We start from the raw sequence: 22,104 nt of genomic DNA on the forward strand, positions 1-22,104 counted from the left end.
TAGCTTGGGGGCATCCCGAAGCCGAGGAGGGCGCTGTGGGCAAGGTGGTCATGTACGGCTCGGTGTCGGTGGACGGCTTCGTCGCGGACGTGAATGACCAGCCTGGGCCGCTGTTCGACTGGTTGTCCAGCGGTGACGTCCCGTTGGACTCCAGCGGCGCCGTGAAGGTGTCGCAGACGTCCTACGACTACACCCGGCCGTACTGGGACCAGATCGGGGCGACGGTCGTCGGCCGCCACGTCTTCGACATGACGGACGGCTGGGACGGGAAGCCTCCGAGCGGCATCGACCATGTGGTCGTCGTGACGCACCGGCCGGCGCCCGAGGGCTGGGACCCCGAGGCGCCGTTCCACTTCGTCGACGGCGTCGAGGCGGCCGTGGCCAGGGCACGGGAGCTTGCCGGGGACCGCATCGTCGAGATCGCCGCCGGCGACGTTGGTGGCCAGGTGCTTGCCGCGGGCCTGGTCGACGAGGTGCGCATGGACGTCGTACCCGTCGTGTTCGGGGCCGGCAAGCGCTTCTTCGGCGCGGTCGATGCACAGCACCTGTTGGCGGATCCGGACGTGGTGATTCCGGGCGACCGGGTGCTTCACCTGCGCTATCAGCTGCTCCGTTGACCGGCCGGGGTGTCGTGCCGGCCGATCGGGATCACCAGTGGCTTGCCGGACACCGGATCGTCGATGACCTCGCAGTTCATGCCGAAGACCGTCCGGACGGTCTCCACGGTCAGCACGTCGGCGGGGTTGCCCTGCGCGTGGATCGCGCCGGCGGCCATCGTGATCAGGTGATCGGCGTAGCGGGCGGCCATGTTCAGGTCGTGCAGCACCATCAGTACGGTGGTGCCGCGCTCCCGGTTGAGGTCGACGAGCAGGTCCAGCACCTCCACCTGGTGACAGACGTCCAGGAAGGTGGTCGGCTCGTCGAGCATCAGGATGTCGGTCTGCTGGGCGAGCGTCATCGCGATCCACACCCGCTGCCGCTGCCCGCCGGAGAGTTCGTCCACCGGGCGGTCGGCCAGCGGTAGCGTCCCGGTCAGTTCCAGCGCCCGGTGCACCGCCTCGTCGTCCTGCGCGCCCCACCGGGTGAGCACCCGCTGGTGCGGGTGCCGGCCGCGGGAGACGAGGTCGGAGACGACGATGCCCTCGGGCGCGATCGGCGACTGCGGCAGCAGGCCGAGCGTCCGGGCCACCTCCCTGGTCGGCAGCCGGTGCAGGTCCTTGCCGTCCAGCACCACCCGGCCGGTGCGCGTGGCCAGCAGCCGGGACATGGCCCGGAGCAGGGTGGACTTGCCGCAGGCGTTCGCGCCGACGATGGCGGTGATCCGTCCGGGCGGCAGCCGCAGGTCGAGCGCGTCGACGACGACCCGGTCGCCGTAGCCGAGGGTGGCCCGTTCGACGTCGAGGGTGTGGGCTGCGGTCACAGGGAGCCTCCCGCGCGGTTTGTGCGGATGAGCAGAAACACCAGGTACGGCGCGCCGAGCGCACCGGTGATCACGCCGACGGGATAGCGGGTGCCGAACGCGTACTGTGCGGCCAGGTCGGCGGCGAGCACCAGCAGCGAGCCGACCAGTCCGGCCGGCACGAGCAGCGACCCGGCCGGCCCGACGATCCGAGCCGCGATCGGTCCGGAGAGGAACGCGACGAACGCGATCGGCCCGGCGGCGGCGGTGGCGAACGCGATCAGCGCGGTGGCGGCGATGATCGCGGCGAGCCGGGTGCGCTCCACAGGCACCCCGAGCGCCGCCGCGGCGTCGTTGCCCAGCCGGAGTTGCTCCAGGTTGCGGGCCAGCAGGAGAAGCAGCGGGACGAACACGACCACGGCCGCCAGCAGCGGTCGCACCTGCTCCCACGAGGCCGAGTTGAGGCTGCCGGTCAGCCACCGCATCGCCGTCTGGAGATCCCACGAGGCCGCCCGGATGATGACGTAGCTGACCACGCTGTCGAGCATCGCGGCGACGCCGATGCCGACCAGGATCAGCCGGGAGCCGAGCATTCCTCCGCGGTAGGCGAGCAGGTAGATGGCGAGGGACGTGGCAAGCGCGGCGACGATCGCCAGCAGCGAGACCGTGGTCGCGGAGGGGATCTTCAGGATCACGATCGCGTAGACGGCGGCGGCGCTGGCGCCCGAGGAGATGCCGATGACATCGGGCGCGGCCAGCGCGTTGCGCAGCATCGTCTGGAACATCGCCCCGGCGATCCCGAAGGCGAAGCCGGTGAGCAGGGCCAGCGTCGCTCGGGGCAGCCGCAGCACGCCGACGGTGAAGGTGGCGCCGCGGACACGTTCGCCGATGATGACCCGCCACACCTCGTCCGGGCCGTAGAAGGTCTTGCCGACCATCAGGCTCAGGCAGTAGACGGCGACGACGAGGACGGCGAGGACGGCGGTGACGGTGCGCACCCGGCGGGCTCGCCGGACCCGACCCCGGGCGATCTCCGCGGCGCCGACGCTCCGGGTGGTCGTCGTGCTGCTCATATGGCCGACACCTTCTGCCGTCGGGCGATGTAGATGAAGAACGGGGCGCCGACCAGGGCGGTGATGATGCCGACGTCGACCTCCGAGGGCCGGGCCACGACCCGGCCGATCACGTCGGCGACGGTCAGCAGGATGGCGCCGACCAGCGCCGAGTAGGGCAGCAGCCAGCGGTGGTCGATGCCGATCAGCAGCCGGCAGATGTGCGGCACGACGAGCCCGACGAAGCCGATCGGACCGGCCACCGCGGTGACCGCGCCGCAGAGGATGAAGGAGCCGGCGGAGGCGACGACCCGGGTCCGGATCACGTGTTCGCCCAGTCCGGCCGCGACGTCGTCGCCGAGCGCCAGCGAGTTCAGCCGGCGGGCGGAGGCGGCACAGATCAGCACACCGACCGCCAGGAAGGGCAGAATCATCAGGGCGCGGGAGTACGTCGCACCGCCGACGCCGCCGATCTGCCAGAACCGGAACTCGTTCATCACCCTGATCCGGGGCAGCAGGATCACGCTCACCAGCGAGCTGACCGCGGCCGCGGTGACCGCGCCGGCCAGCGCGAGCTTCAGCGGGGTCGGTCCACCGCTGCCCATCGAGGCGATCGTGTAGACGAACGCGGCGGACACGGCGCACCCCGCGATCGCCACCCACACGTAGGTCAGCGGGCTGGACAGCCCGAAGAAGGCGATCCCGACCACGACGAAGAACGCGGCCCCGGAGGTGACGCCGAGTATCTGCGGATCGGCGAGCGGGTTGCGGGTGACACCCTGCATGACGGCGCCGGCCAGGCCCAACGCGGCGCCGACCAGCACGGCCAACAGGGTGCGTGGCACCCGTTGGAGCACCGCCGCCTCCGCCACCCCGTCCCCGCCGCCGGTGAACGCCGAGACGATCTCGCCCGGGCTGATCACCCGGGCGCCGAACGCGATCGACGCCGCGCAGGCGAGGGCCAGCACGATGACGGCGGCGGCGAACCAGCCGGCACGGACCGTCGCCGGCCGCCGTGTCGTGACGGCGTCCGGCGACGGTCCGGTGGTGACTGTCTTCACTAGATCTTGTCGGCGGCGGCGGCGAGCGCGGCGAAGTACTTGTCGATGCCCCAGCCGATCGAGAGCGGCGACGGGTTGGCGGAGGCCGCCAGCGGCGTCGAGTCCTGCAGGCCGGCCACCGAGCCCCGGGCGATCGCCGGGATCTTCGACATCAGCGGGTCCTTCTGCGCGGCGGCGAGGATCGAGCCCTGCGGGTCGTCGTACGTGATCACGATGTCGACGTCGGCGAACTGGTCGGCCTGCTCGGCGCTGATCGTCTCCCAGAACGCGCTGGACTCGGCCGACTTCTTGGCGATGGCGGACGGGGTGACGAACCCGATGTCGGCCAGGAAACCGGCCCGCGGGTCGTGCGTGGTGTAGAAGCCGATCTGGCTGAAGTCCTTCGGGTCCAGGTAGGTGAACATGACCTTCTTGCCGGCCAGCTGCGGGTACTTGGCGAACGCGTCGGCGACCTGCTTGTTCAGCGAGGCGATGAGCGCGTCACCCTCGGCGGCGAGGCCGAGCGCCTGGCTGTTCAGCTTGATCATGTCGGCCAGCGAGGTGCCCCAGGCCGCCTCGGGGTACGCCACGGTCGGCGCGATCTGGCTGAGCTTGTCGTAATCCTCCTTGGTCAGGCCGCTGTAGGCGGCGAGGATCACGTCGGGGGTGGTGTCGGCGACAGCCTCGAAGTCGATGCTGTCCGTCTCGTCGAACAGCACCGGCGTGCCGGCGCCCAACTCGGTGAGCTTCGTCTTCACCCAGGGCAGGACGCCGTCGCCGTCGTCGTCGCCCCAGGACGCCTTGGCGAATCCGACGGGCACGACGCCGAGGGCGAGTGCGACCTCGTGGTTGGCCCAGTTGACCGCGGCGACCCGTTCGGGCTTCGCCTCGATTGTGGTGGTGCCGAAGGCATGGGTGATGGTGACCGGGAACTGCGCCGCCGCCGGGGCCGAGGACGCATCCCCGGGCTCCTCCGACGAGTCTCCGCAAGCGCCGAGGGACAGCGCGACGGCGATCGACGCCGCGACGGCCAGGACCCTGGAAGGGGTACGCATCAGAACTCCATATGTGTCCGGGAAATCTTCGCTTTTAAAAGGTTAGGCTAACCTAAAAACTCGTTCCGTCCAGAGGGTGTGATCCACGCTTGACCTGCGGACCCCCGGCTACCGGCCGATCCGCGTCTGCGGTATGCCCGGACGATCCGGGGACGCTCGCGGCGTCCAGGTCGGGTGGGCGGCCGCGTATTGGAAGTGCGCCGCGGCCGGGCAACGGGGTTGGATCGCCACATGCATGTCGACCTGAGGACGCCGGATCCCCACGCGCTCGACGCGATCCTGTCCGACCTGGCGTCCTGGCAGCAGGATGGCCTGCCGGTCCAGTTGCATCCGGGCGACCTGGGGTGGCAATGGCGATTCGGAGCAGCCGCGCTGGCCAGGTCGCTACGCGTGTGGACGGTGCGGGAGACCGTCGTGGCGATCGGGTTTCTCGACGAGGCGTCGCTGATCCGGATGGCTGTCCGGCCGTCGGCGGACCAGGATGAGGAACTCGCGCAGACACTCGTGCGCGACCTGGAGGATCCCGCCCGACCCGTGCTGGCCGGCGACAGGGTGGTGGTGGAGGCCCGGTTCGGAATGGCCCTGCGGTCGCTGCTGCACCAGCGTGGCTGGGTGGATGACGAGCCGTGGACGCCGCTGGTCCACGATCTACGGGACCCCGTCGAGGTCCCCGATCTGCGGGTGGAGACGGTCGGTCAGGACCGGGTCGCCGACCGGGTCGCGGTGCAGCGCGGGGCCTTCGACCGTTCGACCTTCACCGCCGACCGGTGGACCGTGATGTCGCGGTCGCCGGCATACCGGCACGCTCGGTGCCTGGTGGGATACGACGACCGGGACAACGCGGTGGCGGCGGTCACGGTCTGGTCGGCCGGTGTGGGCCGTGCCGGCCTCCTGGAGCCGATGGGTGTTCACCGCGACCATCGCGGTCACGGCTACGGCACCGCGATCACCCTCGCCGCGGTCTCGGCCCTGGGTGACATGGGCGCCTCCAGCGCCACCGTCGCCACCCGGACGGCCAACGAGGGTGCCGTCGCGACCTACGCATCCGCTGGCTTTCGCCGCCTGCCCGCAGTCACCGACTTCGCCTTCACCCGCTGACCGCACGCCCCTGTCCGAGCGCGGCCTTCAGCACCCAGGAGGTGGGTCGGGGCCGGCCGGGAAGGTCGGCGCGTCCCGTGGACCAGAGAAGCACCCGTACCGGATCTCCGGCCGGCGCGTCCGGAAAGAGGCGGGTGAGTACGGCGGCGCAGAGCGACTCGGGTGGCTGCCAGCGGACGCCGAGCCCTTCGGTGATGTCGTGGGTGTGTACCAGGGTCTCGTTCACGCCCAACGCCGCGAATCCGCTCGGGTCCGTCGGTCCCCAGTGCCAGGCGCGTGCCGAGGGGTCCGAAGCGGCCAGCGCGCCGCTCAGCAGCCGTCCCGCACCGCCGACAATCTCCAGCAGGTCGCCGGGGGACGCGTCATCGCGTACCACCAGGTCGAACGGAAGGTAGCGGGACCCGGGCCGGGCAGCGAGTTGCCCGGCGTAGGCGAGAAGGTCGTGCGCGACATGGGCGGCCGTCTTCCAGCAGCTCCAGTCGAGGGTGCCGGCCGGCTGCCGCCAGTCCGCGGATCGGTGCGGCGCGAGGACCCCTACCATCTCGGCCACGGCTTGATCGACATCGCGGTTGTCCATCGGGCGCATGACGGGAAGCCTGCCAAATTCCGCGCCGGCACGCCGTACCCCCTGTCCTGGCCGTTCGCGGTCAGCCGGGCGGTGTCGACGGTGCCGTGGCCCGCAGCCCCTCCAACATCGTGCGGAGGTAGCGGCGTGCCGTGGCGGTTCGCTCGGCCGGTGTCTCGCGGTGCACCTCGGCGGCGTAGGCGATCCCGCACATCAGCGGCACCAGGTCGGCCGCGGTCAGGTCGGCGCGCACCACTCCGGCGTCGTGGGCACGCGCCAGCAGTGTGCTGCCGGCCGACCGCAGCGACCGTTTGAGTTCGGTGGTGCGGGGCAGGGCGTCCCGCGTGGCGGCGGAGACCGTGGCCAGGGAGGGGTCACCGACCTGGGCCTCCACCGTGTGCATCAGGAAGCCGGTCAGCGCCCGCCATGCATCGGTGTCGTGCACCGCCTCCTCGCCGTACCCGGCGAGCCTCTCCAGGCACGGGAGGGCGACGGTCTCCAGCAGCGCCTCGGGCGTGGCGAAGTGTCGATAGACGGTGCCGACACCGAGTCCGGCGCGCCGGGCGACGTCGTTGAGCTGCAACGGAATGTGCTCGTCGACCAGGTCGCGGGCCACGGCGACGATCCGGTCCCAGTTGCGGGCGGCGTCCCTGCGCAGTGGCGGACCGGTCATGGGATCAGCTTATGTGGACCGCCCGCCGTTCACGGTCGCCAGGCCGCCGTGACCGGCGCGTACCGCTCGCTCAGCCGGCGTACGGCCGCAACGAGGCGATGGTCGGTGGCGGGTCGGAACGGCGCCGCCGGCCGCCCGTCCGGGCCGATCACGACTCCGGTTCGGCCGTCGAGTGTCGCCGCGGTGCCGGCGATGATCGACGGCCGGGCGGCCACCGACGCCGGCCCGGCGGTCGATCGGGCGAACCTGCGCCGCACCAGCGGCCACAGCAGGCGCAGGCCCGGCGAGACGATCCGCGGGTCGTCCATCGTGCCGGTGGTCATGTCGGTCGCCGCGCCACCCGGGTCGGCGGCGAAGACCGACACCCCCGATCCGGCCAGCCGTGCGGCCAGGTCGAGGGTGTAGGCCAGGTTGGCTAGCTTCGCCCGGCCGTACCAGTGGAACCCGTAGTAGCCCCCGGGCGGCTCGACCGCGTCGAAGTCGCGCCTGGCCACACCGACCGCGCCCGAGGTCACGTTCACGATCCGGCTCGGCGCGCCGGCCGACAGCGTGGGCAGGAGCAGTTCGGTCAGCAGGTAGGGCGAGAGGTGGTTGACCACGAACGAGGCCTCGACATCGGCGACGTCGCGGCGTTCGGCGAACATCGCACCCACGTTGTTGACGAGCAGCTTCAGCGGTGTCCCCGAGCCGGCGTGCTCGGCCGCGATGCGCTCGGCGAGCGCGCGGACCTGGTCGAGGGAGGCCAGATCGGCGGAGAGGAAGCGGGCCGGGTGTGCCGGTGCGGTCGCGGTGATCCGCTCGACGGCTCGGGCACCCCGGCCGGGGTCGCGCCCGACGACCGTGACGGCGAAGCCGGCCGCCGCCAACCCGAGCGCCGTTTCCAAGCCGATGCCGCCGGTCCCCGCCGTGACGATCGCCTGCTGCTGCACAGCCCACACTCCTTGATCCGGATAGACTATCCACTTGCGGTGACCGTAGCAGCGAATCGGATTGTCTATCCGCTTATCCGGGTGTGGCGCTCATCGCACCGTCAGCACCGGATTCGGATGCGACCTGGCGCGGTCCGCCGTGGCCTGAAAGTTGGCGCCGCGTGCCCGAGGATGAGGGCATGACGGAGGCGGAGTTCGTATCGCGACTGCAGGAGGACCTGCGGCATCGGCTGCGCCCGATGTCCGGTCGAGGTCCCAGCTCGGTCACCCCGCTGGAGCTGTTCTACGACCTGATCTATGTGATCGCCTTCGGCATGGCGGCCGACCTGCTCGCGCGCGCGGTCCTGGAGGGCGACCTCGGCCCGGGTCTGGGCGCGTACGTCTTCGCGATCTTCGGTGTGACCTGGGCCTGGCTGAACTTCACCTGGTTCAGCTCGGCCTACGGCAACGACGACGCGCTCTTCCGCGTCGCGACCGTCGTGCAGATGGTCGGCGTCGTCGTCTTCACCTTCGGCCTGCCGGTGAGCTTCGCCCACGCCGCGCACGGCGGGAGCCCGAACAACGTCCTGCTGGTCGTCGGGTACGTCATCATGCGGGTGCCGCTCATCGGGTTGTGGCTGCGGGCGGCGCGGGAGGACCCCGAGCACCGGCGAACCTCGACCGCGTACGCCGTGGTGATCATCGTCGCCCAGATCGGCTGGGTGCTCACGACGCTGCCCGGCCTGCCCACGGCTCCCACCATCGTGGCCCTCGGCGTCCTCGGGACCGCCGAACTGATCGCACCGGTCGTCATCGAGCGCCGGATCGGCCCCGCGCCGTGGAACGCCGGCCACATCGCGGAGCGGTTCGGCCTGCTCACCCTCATCACCCTGGGCGAGGTCGTCGCGGCCACGGTCGCGGCCGTCGGCGTCCTGGTGGGCGACAGCGGCTGGTCCGTGGCGGCGGTGGTGATCGCCGCGTCCGGGCTGTTCAGCGCCGCCGGGCTCTGGTGGGCGTACTACCTCATACCCGCGCACACGGTCCTGGAGCGGTGGCCGGCGCGGACCTTCGGCTGGCGAAACGCCCACCTGCCGTTGTTCGGCGCCATCGCCGCGGTCGGCGCCGGCCTGCGGGTCGCCGCGGACGGGGTGGAGGGCCACACGCTGTCCCTGCTGGAGATCACGCTCGCCCTGGCCGTACCGGTCGCGGTCGTGGTGTTTCTCGTCTACCTGCTCTGGAGCCTTGTGGTGCGCTCGTTCGACGCCTCGCACCTCCCGCTGTTCATGTGCACGCTCGCGCCGATCGCCGCCGCGATCCTGGTCGCCGGCGCGGTCGATCCGCACGACCCGATCGACCTTTCCCGCGACGCGCACCTGGTCGCGCTGGTCGCGGTGATCGCGCTGGTGTCGCTCTCCTGCGTCGTCGAGGTGGTGGGACACGAGCGGGTCGGCTATCCGCACACGTTGCGCGCCATGGGGTTGGATCCCCGGCTGGCACCCCGCGACGGTTGAGCACGGCGGACGATCGGCCGCCGTCACCCGGGGCGGCTCCGCCACCCCGGCACGCCGGCCCGGCAGCGGGCGGCCTGCCGGATCAGGTGGTCACGCTCGGCGACGTTCGTGGCCCGCTGCGCTGCCTCGGCGTACGCCCCGGCCGCGGCCGGCAGGTCGGCGCCGAGTTCGTGCAGGTGCGCGCGCACGGCGTACCAGCGGTGCCGGTCGCCGATCACGGCGCGCAGCCGGTCCGTCTCGCGCAGCCCCGCGGCGGCCCCGAGGACGTGGCCGACCGCGACCGCGCGGCCGAGCACCGCGGCCGGATCCTGGCGCACGGGGTCCCCGCTCAGCCCGACGAGATCGTCGTACCAGGCGAGGATCTGCGGCCAGTCGGTCTCCTCGGCGCTCGCCGCGTCGTCGTGCAGCGCGGCGATCGCGGCCTCGATCTGGTAGCGACCCGGCGGCCGTTGGGCCGTCTGGCCAGCGAGCGCCGACTGCAGGATCCGCACGCCCTCGGCGATCTCCCGGGTGTCCCACCGGCCGCGGTCCTGCCGGTCGAGGGTGACGATCCGTCCCTCGCCGTCGAGTCGCGCCGGGAGCCGGGCGTGGTTGAGCAGCATCAGCGCGAGCAGCCCGCGCGCCTCGGGCTCACCGGTGGCGAGGGTGAGCTGGCGGGCGAGCCGGATCGCCTCGGCGGTGAGGTCCACCCGGCCGGTGTGGCCGGCGGCGTAGACCAGGTACAGCACGCGCAGCACGACGGCGAGGTCACCGGGCCGGTCCAGGCTCCGTCCGCGTACGGTGCGTTTGGCGCGGCCGATCCGCTGCGCCATCGTCGCCTCGGGGACATAGAACGCCTCGGCGATCTCCCGGGTGGAGAGGCCGCCGACGGCGCGCAGGGTCAGCGCCACCTGTGACGCGGGCGCGAGGTCGGGGTGGCAGCAGCAGAACAGCAGGAAGAGGGTGTCGTCGCCGGCCTCGGTGCCGTCCGGCCGGGGGGCGGCGTACATCGCCTGTTCGCGGCGGTTCCGCGCGGCCTCGCTGCGGCGGGCGTCCACGAGCCGGCGCGTGGCGACCGTGGTCAGCCAGGCGCGCGGGTCGCGCGGCGGATGTTCGGGCCAGACCCGCAGCGCCTCCAGCAGCGCCTCCTGCAACGCGTCCTCGGCGGCGTCGAAGTCCTCGCCGCGGCGTACCAGCCCGGCGAGCACCCGGGGGACGAGGGCGCGCAGCGCACCCTCGTCCCGCCACGGCGCCGGTACGTCGAGCAACTCAGTCCTGCGCCGGCGACCCGGACATGACCTCGCGGATGTCGATCCACTCGTACAGCGGTTCGCCGCCGGGGCCGGGCTCGGATGATACGTACGCCGCCAGCTCGACGGCCCGTTCGTAGGACTCCACGTCGATCATGTACCAGCCGGCGACCAGGTCACTCGTCTCGGGCAGCGGGCCGTCGGTGGTCACCGGGGCCGCGTCCGGTCCGCCGTACCGGACCCAGGTGCGTTCCGGGGTGAGCGCCTGCGCGTCGACGTACTCGCCGTTCTTCTCCAGCAGCTCGCCGACGTGCCGGAGGAAGGCCATGTGCGCCTCCACGTCCTCGGGCGCCCACTGGTCCATCGGGGGTACGGCGCGGTGCGGTTCCGGGCCACCCCGGTAGTGCTTGAGAAGCAGGTACTTCGGCATCGTGGTCTCCTGGTGTCGGTTCTGGGCCGCGCCCGTCGAGGCCCTTCGTCCGGTGAGCGGAGCCGGCCGGCGCTTCTCGACATGATGTCGCCAGTTTGCCGAGACTAAACCGCCGGACGGCTCACCACCCGCGCCACCCATCGGGCCACGGCTGCGCCGATGGCCGCCGGCTGGTCCTCGGTGGCGTGGTGGCCGGCCGGCCCGATGTGTTCGATGTCCAGGGCCGCGACGTTCGCCGCGCACCAGGCGGCGATGGCCGGGGTGACGAGCAGGGTGGGTGAACCCTCGAAGGTGAGCAGCAGCTTCGGCACCTCGGGGCTGGCCGCCAGCCACTTGCCGTAACCGCGGACCCGCTCGGCGACGTCGGCCGGATCGTCGTCCAGCGGCAGGGAACGCGCCCAGCTCAGCACCGGGCGGCGGCTCTCCCGGGTCTGGTACGGCGCCAGGTACGGCGCCATCTCCGCGGCGCTCAGCGGGGTGCGGACGCCGCCGGTGTACGCGCTGCTGATGAAGTCGTTCGTGCCGAGGATCAGGTCCTCGCCCTGAGCCGACCGCATGGTCTCGGCGCGGCTGCGCGGTCCCGGGCCGAGTTCGTCCCAGGACATCGGCCGCATGATCGTCTCGAAGAACGCGACGCCGACCACCCGGTCCGGGTGCTGGGCGGCCCAGTCGAAGGCCAGCGCGCCGCCCCAGTCGTGGCCGACCAGGAGCACCCGGTCCAGCCCGACGGCGTCGAGCCAGGCGGCCAGGTAGCGGGCGTGGTCGGCGAAGCTGTAGGCGATGTCCGGCTTGCCGGAGCGGCCCATCCCGATCAGGTCGGGCGCCAGCACCCGGCCGGCTCCGGAGAGCACCGGGGTGACCGCCCGCCAGGCGTGCGACGAGGACGGGTTGCCGTGCAGGAGCACGATCGCCGGGCCGCCGGGACGGCTGCCGGGGACGTCGGTGTGGTGGATGTGGGAGTCGAGGACGTCGATGGTGGGCATCGTCGGATCCATTCTGTTAGTGACACTAACGTTAGTCGGACTAACGAAGCTAGTTCGTTAGTCCGACTAACGCAAGCGCTAGGATCCGGACATGGGTACGGGTGCCGACGGCCGGATGCATCCCGGCGACGATCCGAGTACGCCGGACCGCCTGCTCCGGGTGCCGAGCCGGCTGCTCGCCCGCGCGGCCGGGCACGCCGACCGGCTGGTGAGCGGCGGCCTGGCCGGCATCGGCGGGCACCGGTGGCACTACTCGGTGCTCGTCGCCCTGCACGACGCCGGCCCGGCCAGCCAGGCGGCGCTCAGCCGCCGGACCGGGATCTACCGCAGCGACATGGTGGCGGTGCTCAACGAGTTGGAACAGCACGGGTACGTCCGGCGCACCCCGGACCCCGCCGACGGCCGCCGCAACGTCATCACCATCACCCCACCCGGTGCCGAACGACTCGCCCGGCTCGACGCTCAGGTGATGGCGCTCCAGGACGATCTGCTCGCGCCGCTGACCGCGGACGAACGCGAACAACTCGTCGAGCTGCTGGTCCGGCTGACCAGCCACCACTCCCGAGGACCGGCGGCACTGCCGGGTGGACTGCCGGGTGGGCCGCCGGCCGCGCCGCCGGGTGGGCCGTGACCGGCGCGGCCTAGTTTCCGAGTTGTGTCCGCGGCACCTTGGTGGACGACCAGCTCACGTCGTACCGGGACCCGGCGACGGCCTGGGCGAAGGCCCGGGCCGAGGACCGGGAGCTGACGATGCGCCAGTCCAGCTCCTTGTCGGCCTCGAACCAGATGAGGCCGATGATGTCCGGGTGCCGGGGCAGCACCTGGAAGGTCTGCTTGATCCATTCCGCCTTGCGGCCGCTGGCGTCGGTCGCGGCGGTTTCGGTGATCACCAGCGGCCGGTCGCTGAAGGTACGGATCTGCTTGATGGTCGAGTTGAAGATCGAGTCGAAGGACCGGTAGTCCGCGAAGGCGCCCGTGCCGTAGTAGCCGGAGATTCCCAGCCAGTCGACGTAGCTGTCCCCCGGGTAGAGCGTCGAGAGCCGGGGTGTCGAGTCGTCCCACTCGGCGTTCGGGCTCCACACCCACACCACGTTGCCCGCCCCGGCCGCCACGAACAGGTCGTGCACGTGCCGCCACGCCCGTACGTAGTCGCCGGCCCGGTTGCCGTTGACCATCTCGGACCACGGGTACCAGTTGCCGTTCATCTCGTGCGCGAACCGGATGGCCACCGGATAGCCGAGCGACTTGATGCCGGCGGCCCAGGACAGCACGTAGTCGTCGAAGTCGCCGCCGGTGATCCGGGCCAGCCGGTAGTCCGGTTGCTTGGAGCGGATCCGGTCGATGGTCACCGGCCCGTACCCCTCGTCCCGGGCCTGCTGGTCCAGCCGGTAGTCCCAGGGCTCCCAGCCCAGCATCGGCATCATGCCGCGGTTGGCGATCCGGTCGAACAGCGTCCGGTCGAACCGGGTGGTCGCCCACCCGACGCTGAAGAGCATGACCTGGGGCGCCCGGCCGGCCGCCTTGGTGAACTCCTCGGTGGCGGCGAAGTCGTACGGGCCGGCGTCCGTGGTGAGGCCGATGAACGCCTTGCCGGCCGGCGGGAACAGTTCCGGCTCGGCCGAGGGGGACGGGCGGGCGCCCATGGCGACCGTCCCGGTCGGTCCGGGCAGCCCGGCCGCGGTCCGCGGTTGCGCCCCGGTCCGGGGCGCGACGACGAACGCGTACGTCAGCAGTGCGGCGGCGATCAGCACGGCCGCGATGCGCGGGACGGTCAGTCTCAGCATGGTACGTCCGCTTCCATGGTGCGGCGCCGCGACCGGTGGCCGGAGACCGCGGCGATCACGGGTGGGGCGACGCTCGCGAGCAGGCTCAGGCCGGGCCAGACCCGCAGCAGTTCGTAGCCGTGGCCGGGGACGAAGCTCGCGGCGAGCAGGATGACCGAGCCGAGCGCCCAGGCCAGGTGCACGCGGAAGGTGCCGGGTGACTCGCTGGTGCGCAGCTTGCCCTTGGCGGTGACCACGAAGCCGAGCCGGCGGCGCAGCATCGCGGCCACGCCGGCGGCCACGTACACCGGTCCGGTGCAGAGCGCGAGCGCCATCCCGGTGAGGCCGATCTCCTCGCGTTCGTGCGGCGCGATGTTGTAGCGGCGCAGCCAGAGCCACAGCGCGAACCAGGCGCCGATCGTCGCGCCCCACAGCATCGCCCAGGTGCCGGGATCGAGCTGCGCCGTGCTCAGGCCGGAGACCAGGTACATCGCGGTCGCCACGTTGCCCAGCAGCAGGCTGACCGCCACGCTGGGGTAGTAGAACTGCAACAGGCGGTACTGCCACCGGCGGCGGGCCGGCAGACCGTGCGGCGGGCGCAGGTCGGGGCGTACCAGCAGTTCCCAGATGCCGGCGGCCCAGCGCCGTTGCTGGCTGAAGTAGTCGGCCCAGGACGTCGGCCCCTCCCCGATGGCCACCACGTCCGGGGTGTAGACGCCCTTCCACCGGTTGCCGGTCGCCGGGTTGACGGCGGCGTGGATCCGCAGGCTGGTGAGGTGGTCCTCGATGATCGAGTCCTGGTAGCCGCCGATGGTCCGCCAGGCGGCCGGCCGGTACAGGTGGCCGGTGCCGGTCAGCAGCGGGGCGTCCAGACCGTTGCCGCCCCGCGCGATCAGCCCGTTGAACAGGTACTGCTGCACGGAGGCGCCGTGCGCCACCCAGTTCTGGTGCATGTTGCCGTACACCTGGGGGGTGGCCACGAAAGCGACGTCCGGATCGCGGAAGTAGCCGAGGGTCCGTTCGAGGAGGGCCGGCAGCGGTACGTGGTCCGGGTCCAGATTGGCGACCACGTCGTAGCGGTGCTCGTGCTCGGCCCGCCAGGAGTTGTGGTTGCCGGACTTCGTCCGCGCCCGGAACTCGCCGCTGGGCTGGTTGTACTCGGGCCGGCCGCGCCGGCTGAAGTGGTGGACGTCGAGCCGGTCGGCCAGTTCCCGCACCGCAGGGTCGTTGCCCTCGTCGAGGATCCAGACGTCGACGCGGCCACAGTAGACGACCTGCCGCATCCGCCGCAGGGTCCGCTCGACGATCTCGATCGGTTCCTTCTCGGGAACGATGGTCGTGAGCAGGGCCACCCGGAGGCCGACCGGCGGGTCGACGGGCACCGGGTCCCGGGCGTTGAAGGCGAACACCCAGATGGCGGCGTTCTGCGCGAGCCGGATCAGCTCGACGGCGACGATCACGCAGAACCCGATCCGGGCGAGCGCCGTCTGCCAGCCGCCCGGTCCGGGGGCGCCCAGTCCGGGTACGTGGCCCGGAAGCAGCAGCCAGCCGATGAAGGTCAGCCCGGCCGCGAGGTTGGCCAGCACGAGCAGGGTCAGGACGAGGCGCCCCGCCGGCGATGCCACGTGCCGGAACCGCACGGCGGCCCGAGCCCGGCGTGGGGCGCCGAGTTGGCCGGCCGTGGTGGCGCAGCTCGCGTACCCGATCCGGGTCGAGATGTTCTGGAGGACCACCGTCACCCTCCCGCGGGTTCCCGCCTGCTCGTGACCGTCCGTGGTCAGGCTAAAGGAACTATTCGGTCATAAAGGGAGAATTCATAAAAGCATTCGACGATGGTCGCCGCGCCCGCACGGGCTCCGGCTAGACGCCGGGGCGGCCCGGCACCAGCAGCGCGAGGGTGAGCCCGGTGGGTCGCCACACCCGCGCGACCTGGTACCTCGCCCGCAGCAACTGCTCGGTCCGGCCGCCGAGCGCGGACACCGGATCCGGCCGCTCGCCGACCTGCACCAGCCACAGCCGTGGGCTGTCGCCCAGGCAGGCGGCGGGATCGGTGCACCCGGCGCCGTCCGCGGGCCGCTCGGCCAGCGGCCCGGCCGCGCGCTGGCCGGTCCGCGGCCCGTCAGCGGCCTGTCCGGTCAGCGGCACGTCCGCGGGCCGCAGGTCCGCCGGCACGTAGTGGGCGACCACGGCCCGACCGACCCAGCCGTCCCGGTCCTGCGCCGAGCCGTACACGATGCCGTCGCCCGGCCGGGCCATCGCCCGGATCACCTCCGCGACCGCGCGGGTGTCCTGCCGGTGGCCGTCGGCGCCGCGGACGGCCACCTGGACCGGCAGCCCGACCAGCGCGATCACGGCGAGCACCGGCGCGGCCCAGCGGACCCGCGTCCGGGCCAGCGCGGCCCCGGCCAGGCCCGCCCAGGCCGGGACCGTGAAGAGCAGGTACGGCGCCGGCGTCACCGGGGTGACCTGCGCGACCAGCAGCAGCGCGGCGGCCGGCACCACGGCCCAGGCCGTGTAGGTGGCGGTGGCCGCCCGCAACGGCAGCCCGAACAGCGCCAACCCGAGCAGCGCGACGCCCAGCGCCGTGGCGCCGAAGAGTTCCGCCGGGATCGCGGCGATCGGGTGCGGGCCGGCGCCGGAGAGATGCGGCAACACGGCGCCGGAGAGGTGCGGCAGCGCGGCGCCGGAGAGGTGCGGCGGCACCGTGCCCTGCCGCGCGGCCAGCCAGAGCAGCCCGGCCGCCGGCAGCGCCCCGGCGGCCGCGGTGGCGAGCCAGCGACCGGCCAGCCGCCGCCGGAACGCCAGCACCGCCCAGCCGTGCCCGGCCAGCAGCAGCAGCGCGCCGGCGCCGCACGCGCCCAGGACCAGGATCGACAGGCCGTACGCGAGATGGCGCCGGAGACCGGGCCGGTCCAGCGCGCGCCCGAGCAGCAGGGTGGAAAGCACCGCGGCGCACACGGTCAGCGCGCCCGGACCGGCCTCCTGGGCGTACCGGGTGGACGTCGGCAGCACGGCGAAGACGACGCCGGCGAGCAGCCCGGCGCGCGGGTTGCCCAGCCGGGTCCCCAGCACGCCGACCAGGGCGGCCGCCGCGGTCATCGCGATCAGCGACGGTGCCCGCAGCGCCAGGTCCGAGCCGCCGCAGAGCTCCACCCAGGCCCGCATCGCCAGGTGGTACGGGACCAGGGCCGGACCGTCGGCCGGGTGCGCCGGCGGGCCGCTGCCGGCGGCGCTGGCCCAGGTCGCCAGCTCGTCGGTGCCCAACCCGGGCCGGCCCAGCCCGGCCGCGCCGAGCGCGCCGAGCAGCAGCGCCGGGACGGCCCAGGCGGCGGTACGCCAGCCGGGGCCGCCGGAGGCCCGCGGACCGCCGGAGCCCGCCCGGCCGGCGGAGGACCCCGGGCTCTCGCCCCAGGGGTCCTCGGCGCCGGCTGGCGGTGCCCCGACTCGGGGCAGGACGATGGTGTCCGCTTCCAACATGTCCCACGCTTCCTCGCGACGGGCCGAGGAACCGGTTCGGCCACTGACCGTCACGAGGAGCCTAGCGAGACCAACTTCACGAAAGCGGTTAATACGGAGCTAATCGTCCCAATGACTCCCATACCTCCGGTGTTGCGCGGTCAGTCCTCGGCGCGCCACCGGTAGAACGGGGTCGCCACCGAGTCCTCCGGGCCCTGCCAGGCCTCCGGCCGGTACGGCCCGACGTACGGCGACAGATCCTCCATGATCTTCGCGAAGGCCGGCCGGTCGTGGCTCTCCCGGGTCGCCGCGGCGGCCGCCGCCCGCTGCTCCAGCAGGTGCACGTACACGTCGTCGATGGCGTACAGCCAGCGGCCGGTGACCCCGAGCGCCTCGGGCAGCGCTCCGGCGTCGGACTCGGCGAAGATCCGCGCCACGTCCGGCTCGGCCCCGGGCTTGAGCCGCCCGACGATCACCGTGAGCGTCCGGTCCGGGTCGGGCACCTCGGACTCCTCCTGCCCCTGCGGAACCCAGCGGTAGAACTCCTTCGCGACCGAGTCGGACGGGTTCTGCCAGTACCGCGGGTACGGCGTCACGTACGGGCCGATGGCCTCGGCGATCTTCTGGAACGCGGGCAGTCCGCGGGTCTGGCCGGAGATCTTCGGGTCCTGCCGGCGCTCGATCACGTGCAGGTAGAGGTCGTGGTGCGAGAGCAGGATCCGGCCGATCACGCCGAGATCCTGCGGCCGGGTCGTCTGGTCGTAGTGCCCGAACACGTCGCCGACCGTCCGCTCGCTTCCAGGGACCATGTGGCAGACGATCACATTGCGGAAGACCATGTGGTTGCTCCTTCGATGGTTGGCGAGGAACCCTCAGCCGGTGAACCGGACCGGAAGTTCGAGCAGCCCCCGGAACGGTGACGCGGCCGGCAGCCGGCGCAGTTCGCCGACCGGCACCCCGAGCCGCAACCCGGGCAGCCGGCGCAGCAGCGTTCCGAGGCCGAGCAGCGCCTCCATCCGGGCCAGCGAGACGCCCAGGCAGTAGTGCACCCCGTGGCCGAAGCCCAGGTGCGGGCCGCGCTCCTGGGCGATGTCCAGCCGGTCCGGCTCGGCGAACTGCCCGGGGTCGTGGTTGGCGGCGTTGAGCACCACGCCGACGACCGAACCGCGCGGGATGCACACGCCGCGGTACTCGACGTCCTCGGTGGCGATCCGCGGGCTGGCCACCGGCAGCGGGCCGTCGAACCGGAGCAGCTCCTCGATCGCGGCCGGCAGCAGGTCGGGCTCGGCGCGCAGCCGGTCGAGCTGGTCCGGGTGGGTGAGCAGGGCCACCACCGCGTTGCCGAGAAAGTCCGCGGTGGTCTGGTGCCCGGCGAACAGCAGCAGGAAGGTGGTGGTCACCAGCTCCCGCTCGGAGAGCCTGCCCTCCTGGTCGCACGCGTCGATCAGGTCGCTGACCAGGTCCCCGCCGGGCCGGGACCGCTTCGCCGCCACCAGTTCGGAGAGGTAGTCGTGCAGCCGGAGCTGGACCTCCTGCACGGCGGCCCGCTCCTCCTGCGGACTGCGCCGGGACGAGCCGGAGGTCCGGATCACCTGCGTCCAGTCCAGCACCCGGTCCCGGTCGGCCGCCGGAATCCCGAGCAGCTCGCAGATCACCATCATGGGCAGCGGGATGGCGAAGTCGCGCATCAGCTCCGCCTCGCCGCGGGGCGCGAACTTGTCGATCAGGTCGTCCACCAGCCGCGCGACGCGGGGGCGCAGCGCCTCGATCCGACGCGGCGCGAACGCCTGCGAGACGATCCGGCGCAGCCGGGTGTGCTCCGGCGGATCCGCGTTGAGCATGTTCTGGTTCAGCCCCGCCGAGTTCGGCCCGAAGATCCGCAGGTAGTGCTGCTCGGGGCCGTACAGGTCCTTGGACAGCCGCGGGTCGGTCAGCGCCGCCTTGGCGTCGGCGTACCCGCTGATCAGGTACGTCTCGAACTGCGGCAGGCGGACCGGGCACACCGGGGCCTCGGCCCGCAGGCGCGCGAAGGTGGGGTACGGGTCGGCGGCGAACTCGTCGGTGTAGAGCTGCGCGGCCGGTACCGACTGCTCGGTCATCGTGGGTCCTTCCCCTCGCCCGGTACGGTGTGCAACACCTGGTACGTGTGCCGGTGTGCGGATTCCCGCAGTTCGCGCAGGACGCTCAGCAGCCGGTCCCGGTGCTCGCTGCGGCCGAACGCGTCCAACCGGTCGCGGTCCGCCCACTCGCTGACGATCAGGTAGCTGCGCGGGTCGTCGGCGTCCCGGAGCAGGTCCTGGCGCAGGCAGCCGTCCAGCGCGCGGATCTGTTCGGCCACCGACCGCCACGCCACCTCGAACCGCTCCTCGCACCCCTGCCGGGTCCGCATCGCCAGGAGGGTGCGCACGACGCTCATCGCGACCCGCCGAAGACGAGGTTCACGTGCTTGCGCAGCGCGTCGGCGTCGATGGGCTGGCTGCGGAACCCGACGTGCCCGTCCGGCCGGATCAGGTACAGGGCGGCGCCGGCCACCCCGTACGCGCGGCGGAACTCCCCGTCGGCGTCGTGCACCACCGGCGGGGCCGGCGAAGCCGGTACGGGGGCGTCCGGGCCGAGCAGCAGGTAGCCGTCGACCTCGCCGCCGGTCTGCCGGCCCAGTTGGGCGTAGAGCTGCGCCAGCGCGCCCAGGGTCGCCTCGTCGGTGTCGCCGTCCGCGTAGCTGAGCAGGGTGTGCCGGGTGCCCCGGGTCAGGTCGCGCAGCCGCAGCGGATGGCCGACGCCGGGCCGGCGCAGCCCACCGGCGTCCGGGGCGCGGTCGCCGGGGCCGGGGCCGTCGGCCAGCGCCTCCGGTGCGGCCAGCGATTCGCCGACCAGCGGGCTGTTCGCGTAGCTGAGCAGCATGGACATCTCCCGCCGGAACTGCCGGACCAGGTCGGCCCGGTCCAGTTCGTCGGTGAACGCCATCCGCACCGCCCGTCCGACGATCTCCACTCCCTCGGGCCGCCGTTCGGTCTCGTAGCTGTCCAGCAGCCCGGGCGCGGCGAGCCCGCGGACCGCGAGCGCCAGCTTCCAGGCCAGGTTCCAGGCGTCCTGGATCCCGGTGTTCATGCCCTGGCCACCGGCCGGCGGATGCAGGTGCGCGGCGTCGCCGGCCACGAACACCCGGCCGCCGCGGTACCGGTCCACGATGCCGTGGCTGATCCGGAACACCGACGACCAGCGCAGGTTCGACGCCCGGGTACCGGCCGGGCCCAACTGGTCGATCGCGGCCTGCACGTCGGCGAGGGTGGGCGAGCCGAGTTCCTCGCTGAACCCGGGCGGGGCGTCCTGGCCGCCGGTCTGCGCGAAGAACCGGGCCGGGGCGAGCGTCGCGATCCGGTACCGGGACTCGCCGCGCAGCGGTACGCAGACCAGCATGCCGTCCATCTGGCCGTCGGTCTCGTGCATGAACCGCAGCAGGTGACCCGCCGGCATGTCCCAGTCCACGTCGACATCGCCGAGCATGAACAGCTGCGGGAACCGGCCGAGCCCGCCGGAGAAGGTCAGCCCGAGCTGTTCGCGCACCCGGCTGTGCGCGCCGTCGCAGCCGACCAGGTACTTCGCGCCGATCTGCGCGGTGCCGCCGTCGGCGGTGCGCACCGTGGCCGTCACGCCGGCGTCGTCCTGGGTGAACGAGACCAGTTCGGTGCCCCGCCGTACCGCGCCGCCGAGGGTGGCCAGCCGGTCGGTGAGGATGCGCTCGGTCTCGTACTGCGGCAGGCCGAGGTGCGCGTACGGCAGGTCCGGAAGCTCCCAGCTCATCCGGTGCACCTCGGCGCCGTTGACGAACACCATGTTCCCGGTCAGCCAGATCCCGGCGTCCATCGCCTCGCGGACGATGCCCTGCTCCTCCCAGATCTCCATGGTGCGGCAGTGCACGCCGATCGCCTTGTCGGCCTGGCCGGGCGGCGCGGTGAGCCGGTCGATGACCCGGCAGTCGATGCCGCGCCGGGCCAGCTCGACGGCGGCGGTCAACCCGGTGGGTCCCGCGCCGACGATGAGTACGTCCGTTGTCGTGTGCACGTCGGTCTCCTTGCCCCTGCGGGATGGACCGCCGGCCCTCCAGCGGTCCCGGCGGTGGTCCGTGTGCTCGTCGATCCGGTGCAGGATGCGGCGCCGGAAGTCGAGCAGGAACGGCGCGATCGGCCCGGCCTCCTCCCGGGCGTGCGCGGGATCGGCGATCCAGCCGAAGAAGGCGGCCTCGCCGGTCCACTCGGCGAAGATGTGGTGGATGTCCGAGCCGGGCTCGCGCAGCAGGTCCTCGCGCAGGTAGCCGGGCACCCGCGCCATCCGCGCGGCCACCTCGGGATAGCCGCGGTGGAACTCCGCGCGGCGCTGCGGCGGTACGACGATCTCGACGTCCACGAAGATCGTCGTACCGGTCGGGTCGTCGCCCGGTGCGGCGGAGGCGGCGGCCGGGGGCGCGGCGGCCGGGACCGGTGGCGTCGCGCCGGGACCGGCCGGGACGGGTGGCGCGGCGACCGGCTCGCCGGGCCGCAACCAGCCGCTGGAACCGTGCATCGTCCGGTGGTCGTCCGGCCCCGTCGGCTCGCAGAACGGCCGCAGCGCGTCGGCGATCCGGGCCGCGACCGGTCCGGCCCGGTAGGCGCGCAGCGCGGATTCGTCCACCCATTCGAGGACGACGACGAACGCGCGGGCGTCGAGGGCGTCCAGCAGCAACTCCCGGTGCAGCAGGCCGGGCACGGCCGCGAGATCGGCGGCGGCGGCCCGCCACGCGGCCGGCACGGCGTCCGGGTGGTCGGGGAGCACACGAATCCGGGACATCGTCCTGATCATGGGAGCTCCTTGCCGGGCCGGCGTGCGACGCCGGCGCGGGACGATGGGCTTGAGCCGCGCGCGGAGCGTCGCCTCGGCGGGGAGTCTTCCCGGGGCGCCGTCACCG

General features: G+C 72.8%; 21 protein-coding genes. 4 read left to right on the plus strand and 17 right to left on the minus strand.

Features of this window, described 5'->3' with window-relative positions; all coding sequences use genetic code 11:
* The first annotated feature begins 35 nt into the window (after positions 1 to 35).
* Positions 36 to 617: a dihydrofolate reductase family protein gene (locus CIK06_RS00115; RefSeq protein ID WP_095563085.1), complete on the plus strand. Its 582-nt coding sequence runs from the start codon at positions 36 to 38 to the stop codon at positions 615 to 617.
* Here the strand turns inward: CIK06_RS00115 and CIK06_RS00120 are convergent.
* Genes CIK06_RS00120 through CIK06_RS00135 form a run of 4 tightly spaced genes read right to left on the minus strand, consistent with a single transcriptional unit; the run spans position 602 to position 4,546 of the window.
* A complete protein-coding gene (locus CIK06_RS00120; RefSeq protein WP_095563086.1) occupies positions 602 to 1,420 on the minus strand; it encodes an ABC transporter ATP-binding protein in 819 nt (272 codons plus the stop codon). The two genes, CIK06_RS00115 and CIK06_RS00120, sit on opposite strands and share 16 nt — an antisense overlap.
* Positions 1,417 to 2,472, minus strand: coding sequence for an iron chelate uptake ABC transporter family permease subunit (locus CIK06_RS00125; protein WP_095563087.1), 1,056 nt, complete (start codon positions 2,470 to 2,472; stop codon positions 1,417 to 1,419). Before CIK06_RS00125 ends, CIK06_RS00120 begins: the two co-directional genes overlap by 4 nt.
* Entirely contained in the window at positions 2,469 to 3,512 is a 1,044-nt protein-coding gene (locus CIK06_RS00130; RefSeq protein ID WP_095563088.1) for an iron ABC transporter permease, read from the minus strand. Before CIK06_RS00130 ends, CIK06_RS00125 begins: the two co-directional genes overlap by 4 nt.
* Positions 3,512 to 4,546, minus strand: coding sequence for an iron-siderophore ABC transporter substrate-binding protein (locus tag CIK06_RS00135; protein WP_095563089.1), 1,035 nt, complete (start codon positions 4,544 to 4,546; stop codon positions 3,512 to 3,514). The genes CIK06_RS00130 and CIK06_RS00135 overlap by 1 nt, the downstream gene beginning before the upstream one ends.
* A 231-nt stretch (positions 4,547 to 4,777) precedes the next feature.
* Between CIK06_RS00135 and CIK06_RS00140 the strand changes: the two genes are divergently transcribed.
* The gene (locus CIK06_RS00140) at positions 4,778 to 5,644 is read left to right on the plus strand and encodes an N-acetyltransferase (RefSeq protein ID WP_095563090.1); all 867 of its coding nucleotides are present in this window, start codon (positions 4,778 to 4,780) and stop codon (positions 5,642 to 5,644) included.
* Here the strand turns inward: CIK06_RS00140 and CIK06_RS00145 are convergent.
* The 3 genes from CIK06_RS00145 to CIK06_RS00155 form a co-directional block, all read right to left on the minus strand.
* Entirely contained in the window at positions 5,634 to 6,221 is a 588-nt protein-coding gene (locus CIK06_RS00145) for a maleylpyruvate isomerase N-terminal domain-containing protein (RefSeq protein ID WP_095563091.1), read from the minus strand. The two genes, CIK06_RS00140 and CIK06_RS00145, sit on opposite strands and share 11 nt — an antisense overlap.
* A 70-nt stretch (positions 6,222 to 6,291) precedes the next feature.
* Positions 6,292 to 6,882, minus strand: coding sequence for a TetR/AcrR family transcriptional regulator (locus CIK06_RS00150; RefSeq protein WP_095563092.1), 591 nt, complete (start codon positions 6,880 to 6,882; stop codon positions 6,292 to 6,294).
* Positions 6,883 to 6,911: 29 nt separating this feature from the next.
* Positions 6,912 to 7,811, minus strand: a complete 900-nt coding sequence (locus CIK06_RS00155; RefSeq protein ID WP_198348055.1) for an SDR family NAD(P)-dependent oxidoreductase — start codon at positions 7,809 to 7,811, stop codon at positions 6,912 to 6,914.
* 179 nt (positions 7,812 to 7,990) lie between these two features.
* Between CIK06_RS00155 and CIK06_RS00160 the strand changes: the two genes are divergently transcribed.
* On the plus strand, positions 7,991 to 9,301 hold the full coding sequence (locus tag CIK06_RS00160) for a low temperature requirement protein A (RefSeq protein ID WP_095563093.1): 1,311 nt from the start codon (positions 7,991 to 7,993) through the stop codon (positions 9,299 to 9,301).
* 23 nt (positions 9,302 to 9,324) lie between these two features.
* Here CIK06_RS00160 and CIK06_RS00165 read toward each other — a convergent pair whose 3' ends face one another.
* The 3 genes from CIK06_RS00165 to CIK06_RS00175 all read right to left on the minus strand — a co-directional run bounded on the left by CIK06_RS00165 (position 9,325) and on the right by CIK06_RS00175 (position 11,943).
* Positions 9,325 to 10,548 carry an RNA polymerase sigma factor gene (locus tag CIK06_RS00165; RefSeq protein WP_095563094.1) on the minus strand — a complete coding sequence of 408 codons (1,224 nt, stop codon included), beginning with the start codon at positions 10,546 to 10,548 and terminating at the stop codon, positions 9,325 to 9,327.
* A gap of 1 nt (position 10,549) precedes the next feature.
* Positions 10,550 to 10,960 (minus strand): YciI family protein, encoded by a 411-nt coding sequence (locus CIK06_RS00170; RefSeq protein WP_095563095.1) that lies wholly within the window; start codon positions 10,958 to 10,960, stop codon positions 10,550 to 10,552.
* Between the two features lie 104 nt (positions 10,961 to 11,064).
* Positions 11,065 to 11,943, minus strand: a complete 879-nt coding sequence (locus CIK06_RS00175; protein WP_232533925.1) for a haloalkane dehalogenase — start codon at positions 11,941 to 11,943, stop codon at positions 11,065 to 11,067.
* 91 nt (positions 11,944 to 12,034) lie between these two features.
* On the opposite strand from CIK06_RS00175, the gene CIK06_RS00180 reads away from it, so the two are divergent.
* On the plus strand, positions 12,035 to 12,574 hold the full coding sequence (locus CIK06_RS00180; protein ID WP_095563097.1) for a MarR family winged helix-turn-helix transcriptional regulator: 540 nt from the start codon (positions 12,035 to 12,037) through the stop codon (positions 12,572 to 12,574).
* A gap of 10 nt (positions 12,575 to 12,584) precedes the next feature.
* Here the strand turns inward: CIK06_RS00180 and CIK06_RS00185 are convergent, their stop codons facing one another.
* The 7 genes from CIK06_RS00185 to CIK06_RS00215 all read right to left on the minus strand — a co-directional run bounded on the left by CIK06_RS00185 (position 12,585) and on the right by CIK06_RS00215 (position 21,998).
* Positions 12,585 to 13,727 (minus strand): glycoside hydrolase family 26 protein, encoded by a 1,143-nt coding sequence (locus CIK06_RS00185; protein ID WP_095563098.1) that lies wholly within the window; start codon positions 13,725 to 13,727, stop codon positions 12,585 to 12,587.
* Positions 13,721 to 15,439 (minus strand): glycosyltransferase family 2 protein, encoded by a 1,719-nt coding sequence (locus tag CIK06_RS00190; RefSeq protein ID WP_232533926.1) that lies wholly within the window; start codon positions 15,437 to 15,439, stop codon positions 13,721 to 13,723. Before CIK06_RS00190 ends, CIK06_RS00185 begins: the two co-directional genes overlap by 7 nt.
* Before the next feature lie 127 nt (positions 15,440 to 15,566).
* Positions 15,567 to 17,183, minus strand: a complete 1,617-nt coding sequence (locus CIK06_RS00195; RefSeq protein WP_095563100.1) for a glycosyltransferase family 39 protein — start codon at positions 17,181 to 17,183, stop codon at positions 15,567 to 15,569.
* Positions 17,184 to 17,323: 140 nt separating this feature from the next.
* Entirely contained in the window at positions 17,324 to 18,001 is a 678-nt protein-coding gene (locus CIK06_RS00200) for a TcmI family type II polyketide cyclase (protein WP_095563101.1), read from the minus strand.
* Positions 18,002 to 18,034: 33 nt separating this feature from the next.
* Complete coding sequence (locus CIK06_RS00205) at positions 18,035 to 19,261, minus strand: cytochrome P450 (protein ID WP_095563102.1); 1,227 nt, start codon at positions 19,259 to 19,261, stop codon at positions 18,035 to 18,037.
* Positions 19,258 to 19,578 (minus strand): putative quinol monooxygenase, encoded by a 321-nt coding sequence (locus CIK06_RS00210; RefSeq protein WP_095563103.1) that lies wholly within the window; start codon positions 19,576 to 19,578, stop codon positions 19,258 to 19,260. The genes CIK06_RS00205 and CIK06_RS00210 overlap by 4 nt, the downstream gene beginning before the upstream one ends.
* The gene (locus CIK06_RS00215) at positions 19,575 to 21,998 is read right to left on the minus strand and encodes an FAD-dependent monooxygenase (protein ID WP_095563104.1); all 2,424 of its coding nucleotides are present in this window, start codon (positions 21,996 to 21,998) and stop codon (positions 19,575 to 19,577) included. The genes CIK06_RS00210 and CIK06_RS00215 overlap by 4 nt, the downstream gene beginning before the upstream one ends.
* Between the last annotated feature and the right edge of the window lie 106 nt (positions 21,999 to 22,104).

It is taken from the genome of Plantactinospora sp. KBS50, assembly GCF_002285795.1.
In the GTDB taxonomy this organism is placed as follows: domain Bacteria; phylum Actinomycetota; class Actinomycetes; order Mycobacteriales; family Micromonosporaceae; genus KBS50.

Excerpts from the sequence above, each read along its gene's own strand:
- CIK06_RS00125 (WP_095563087.1), bottom strand. The coding sequence starts at position 2,472 with ATGAGCAGCACGACGACCACCCGGAGCGTCGGCGCCGCGGAGATCGCC.
- CIK06_RS00135 (WP_095563089.1), bottom strand. The coding sequence starts at position 4,546 with ATGCGTACCCCTTCCAGGGTCCTGGCCGTCGCGGCGTCGATCGCCGTC.
- CIK06_RS00140 (WP_095563090.1), top strand. The coding sequence starts at position 4,778 with ATGCATGTCGACCTGAGGACGCCGGATCCCCACGCGCTCGACGCGATC.
- CIK06_RS00145 (WP_095563091.1), bottom strand. The coding sequence starts at position 6,221 with ATGGACAACCGCGATGTCGATCAAGCCGTGGCCGAGATGGTAGGGGTC.
- CIK06_RS00150 (WP_095563092.1), bottom strand. The coding sequence starts at position 6,882 with ATGACCGGTCCGCCACTGCGCAGGGACGCCGCCCGCAACTGGGACCGG.
- CIK06_RS00160 (WP_095563093.1), top strand. The coding sequence starts at position 7,991 with ATGACGGAGGCGGAGTTCGTATCGCGACTGCAGGAGGACCTGCGGCAT.
- CIK06_RS00170 (WP_095563095.1), bottom strand. The coding sequence starts at position 10,960 with ATGCCGAAGTACCTGCTTCTCAAGCACTACCGGGGTGGCCCGGAACCG.
- CIK06_RS00175 (WP_232533925.1), bottom strand. The coding sequence starts at position 11,943 with ATGCCCACCATCGACGTCCTCGACTCCCACATCCACCACACCGACGTC.
- CIK06_RS00180 (WP_095563097.1), top strand. The coding sequence starts at position 12,035 with ATGGGTACGGGTGCCGACGGCCGGATGCATCCCGGCGACGATCCGAGT.
- CIK06_RS00185 (WP_095563098.1), bottom strand. The coding sequence starts at position 13,727 with ATGCTGAGACTGACCGTCCCGCGCATCGCGGCCGTGCTGATCGCCGCC.
- CIK06_RS00195 (WP_095563100.1), bottom strand. The coding sequence starts at position 17,183 with ATGTTGGAAGCGGACACCATCGTCCTGCCCCGAGTCGGGGCACCGCCA.
- CIK06_RS00200 (WP_095563101.1), bottom strand. The coding sequence starts at position 18,001 with ATGGTCTTCCGCAATGTGATCGTCTGCCACATGGTCCCTGGAAGCGAG.
- CIK06_RS00205 (WP_095563102.1), bottom strand. The coding sequence starts at position 19,261 with ATGACCGAGCAGTCGGTACCGGCCGCGCAGCTCTACACCGACGAGTTC.
- CIK06_RS00210 (WP_095563103.1), bottom strand. The coding sequence starts at position 19,578 with ATGAGCGTCGTGCGCACCCTCCTGGCGATGCGGACCCGGCAGGGGTGC.
- CIK06_RS00215 (WP_095563104.1), bottom strand. The coding sequence starts at position 21,998 with ATGATCAGGACGATGTCCCGGATTCGTGTGCTCCCCGACCACCCGGAC.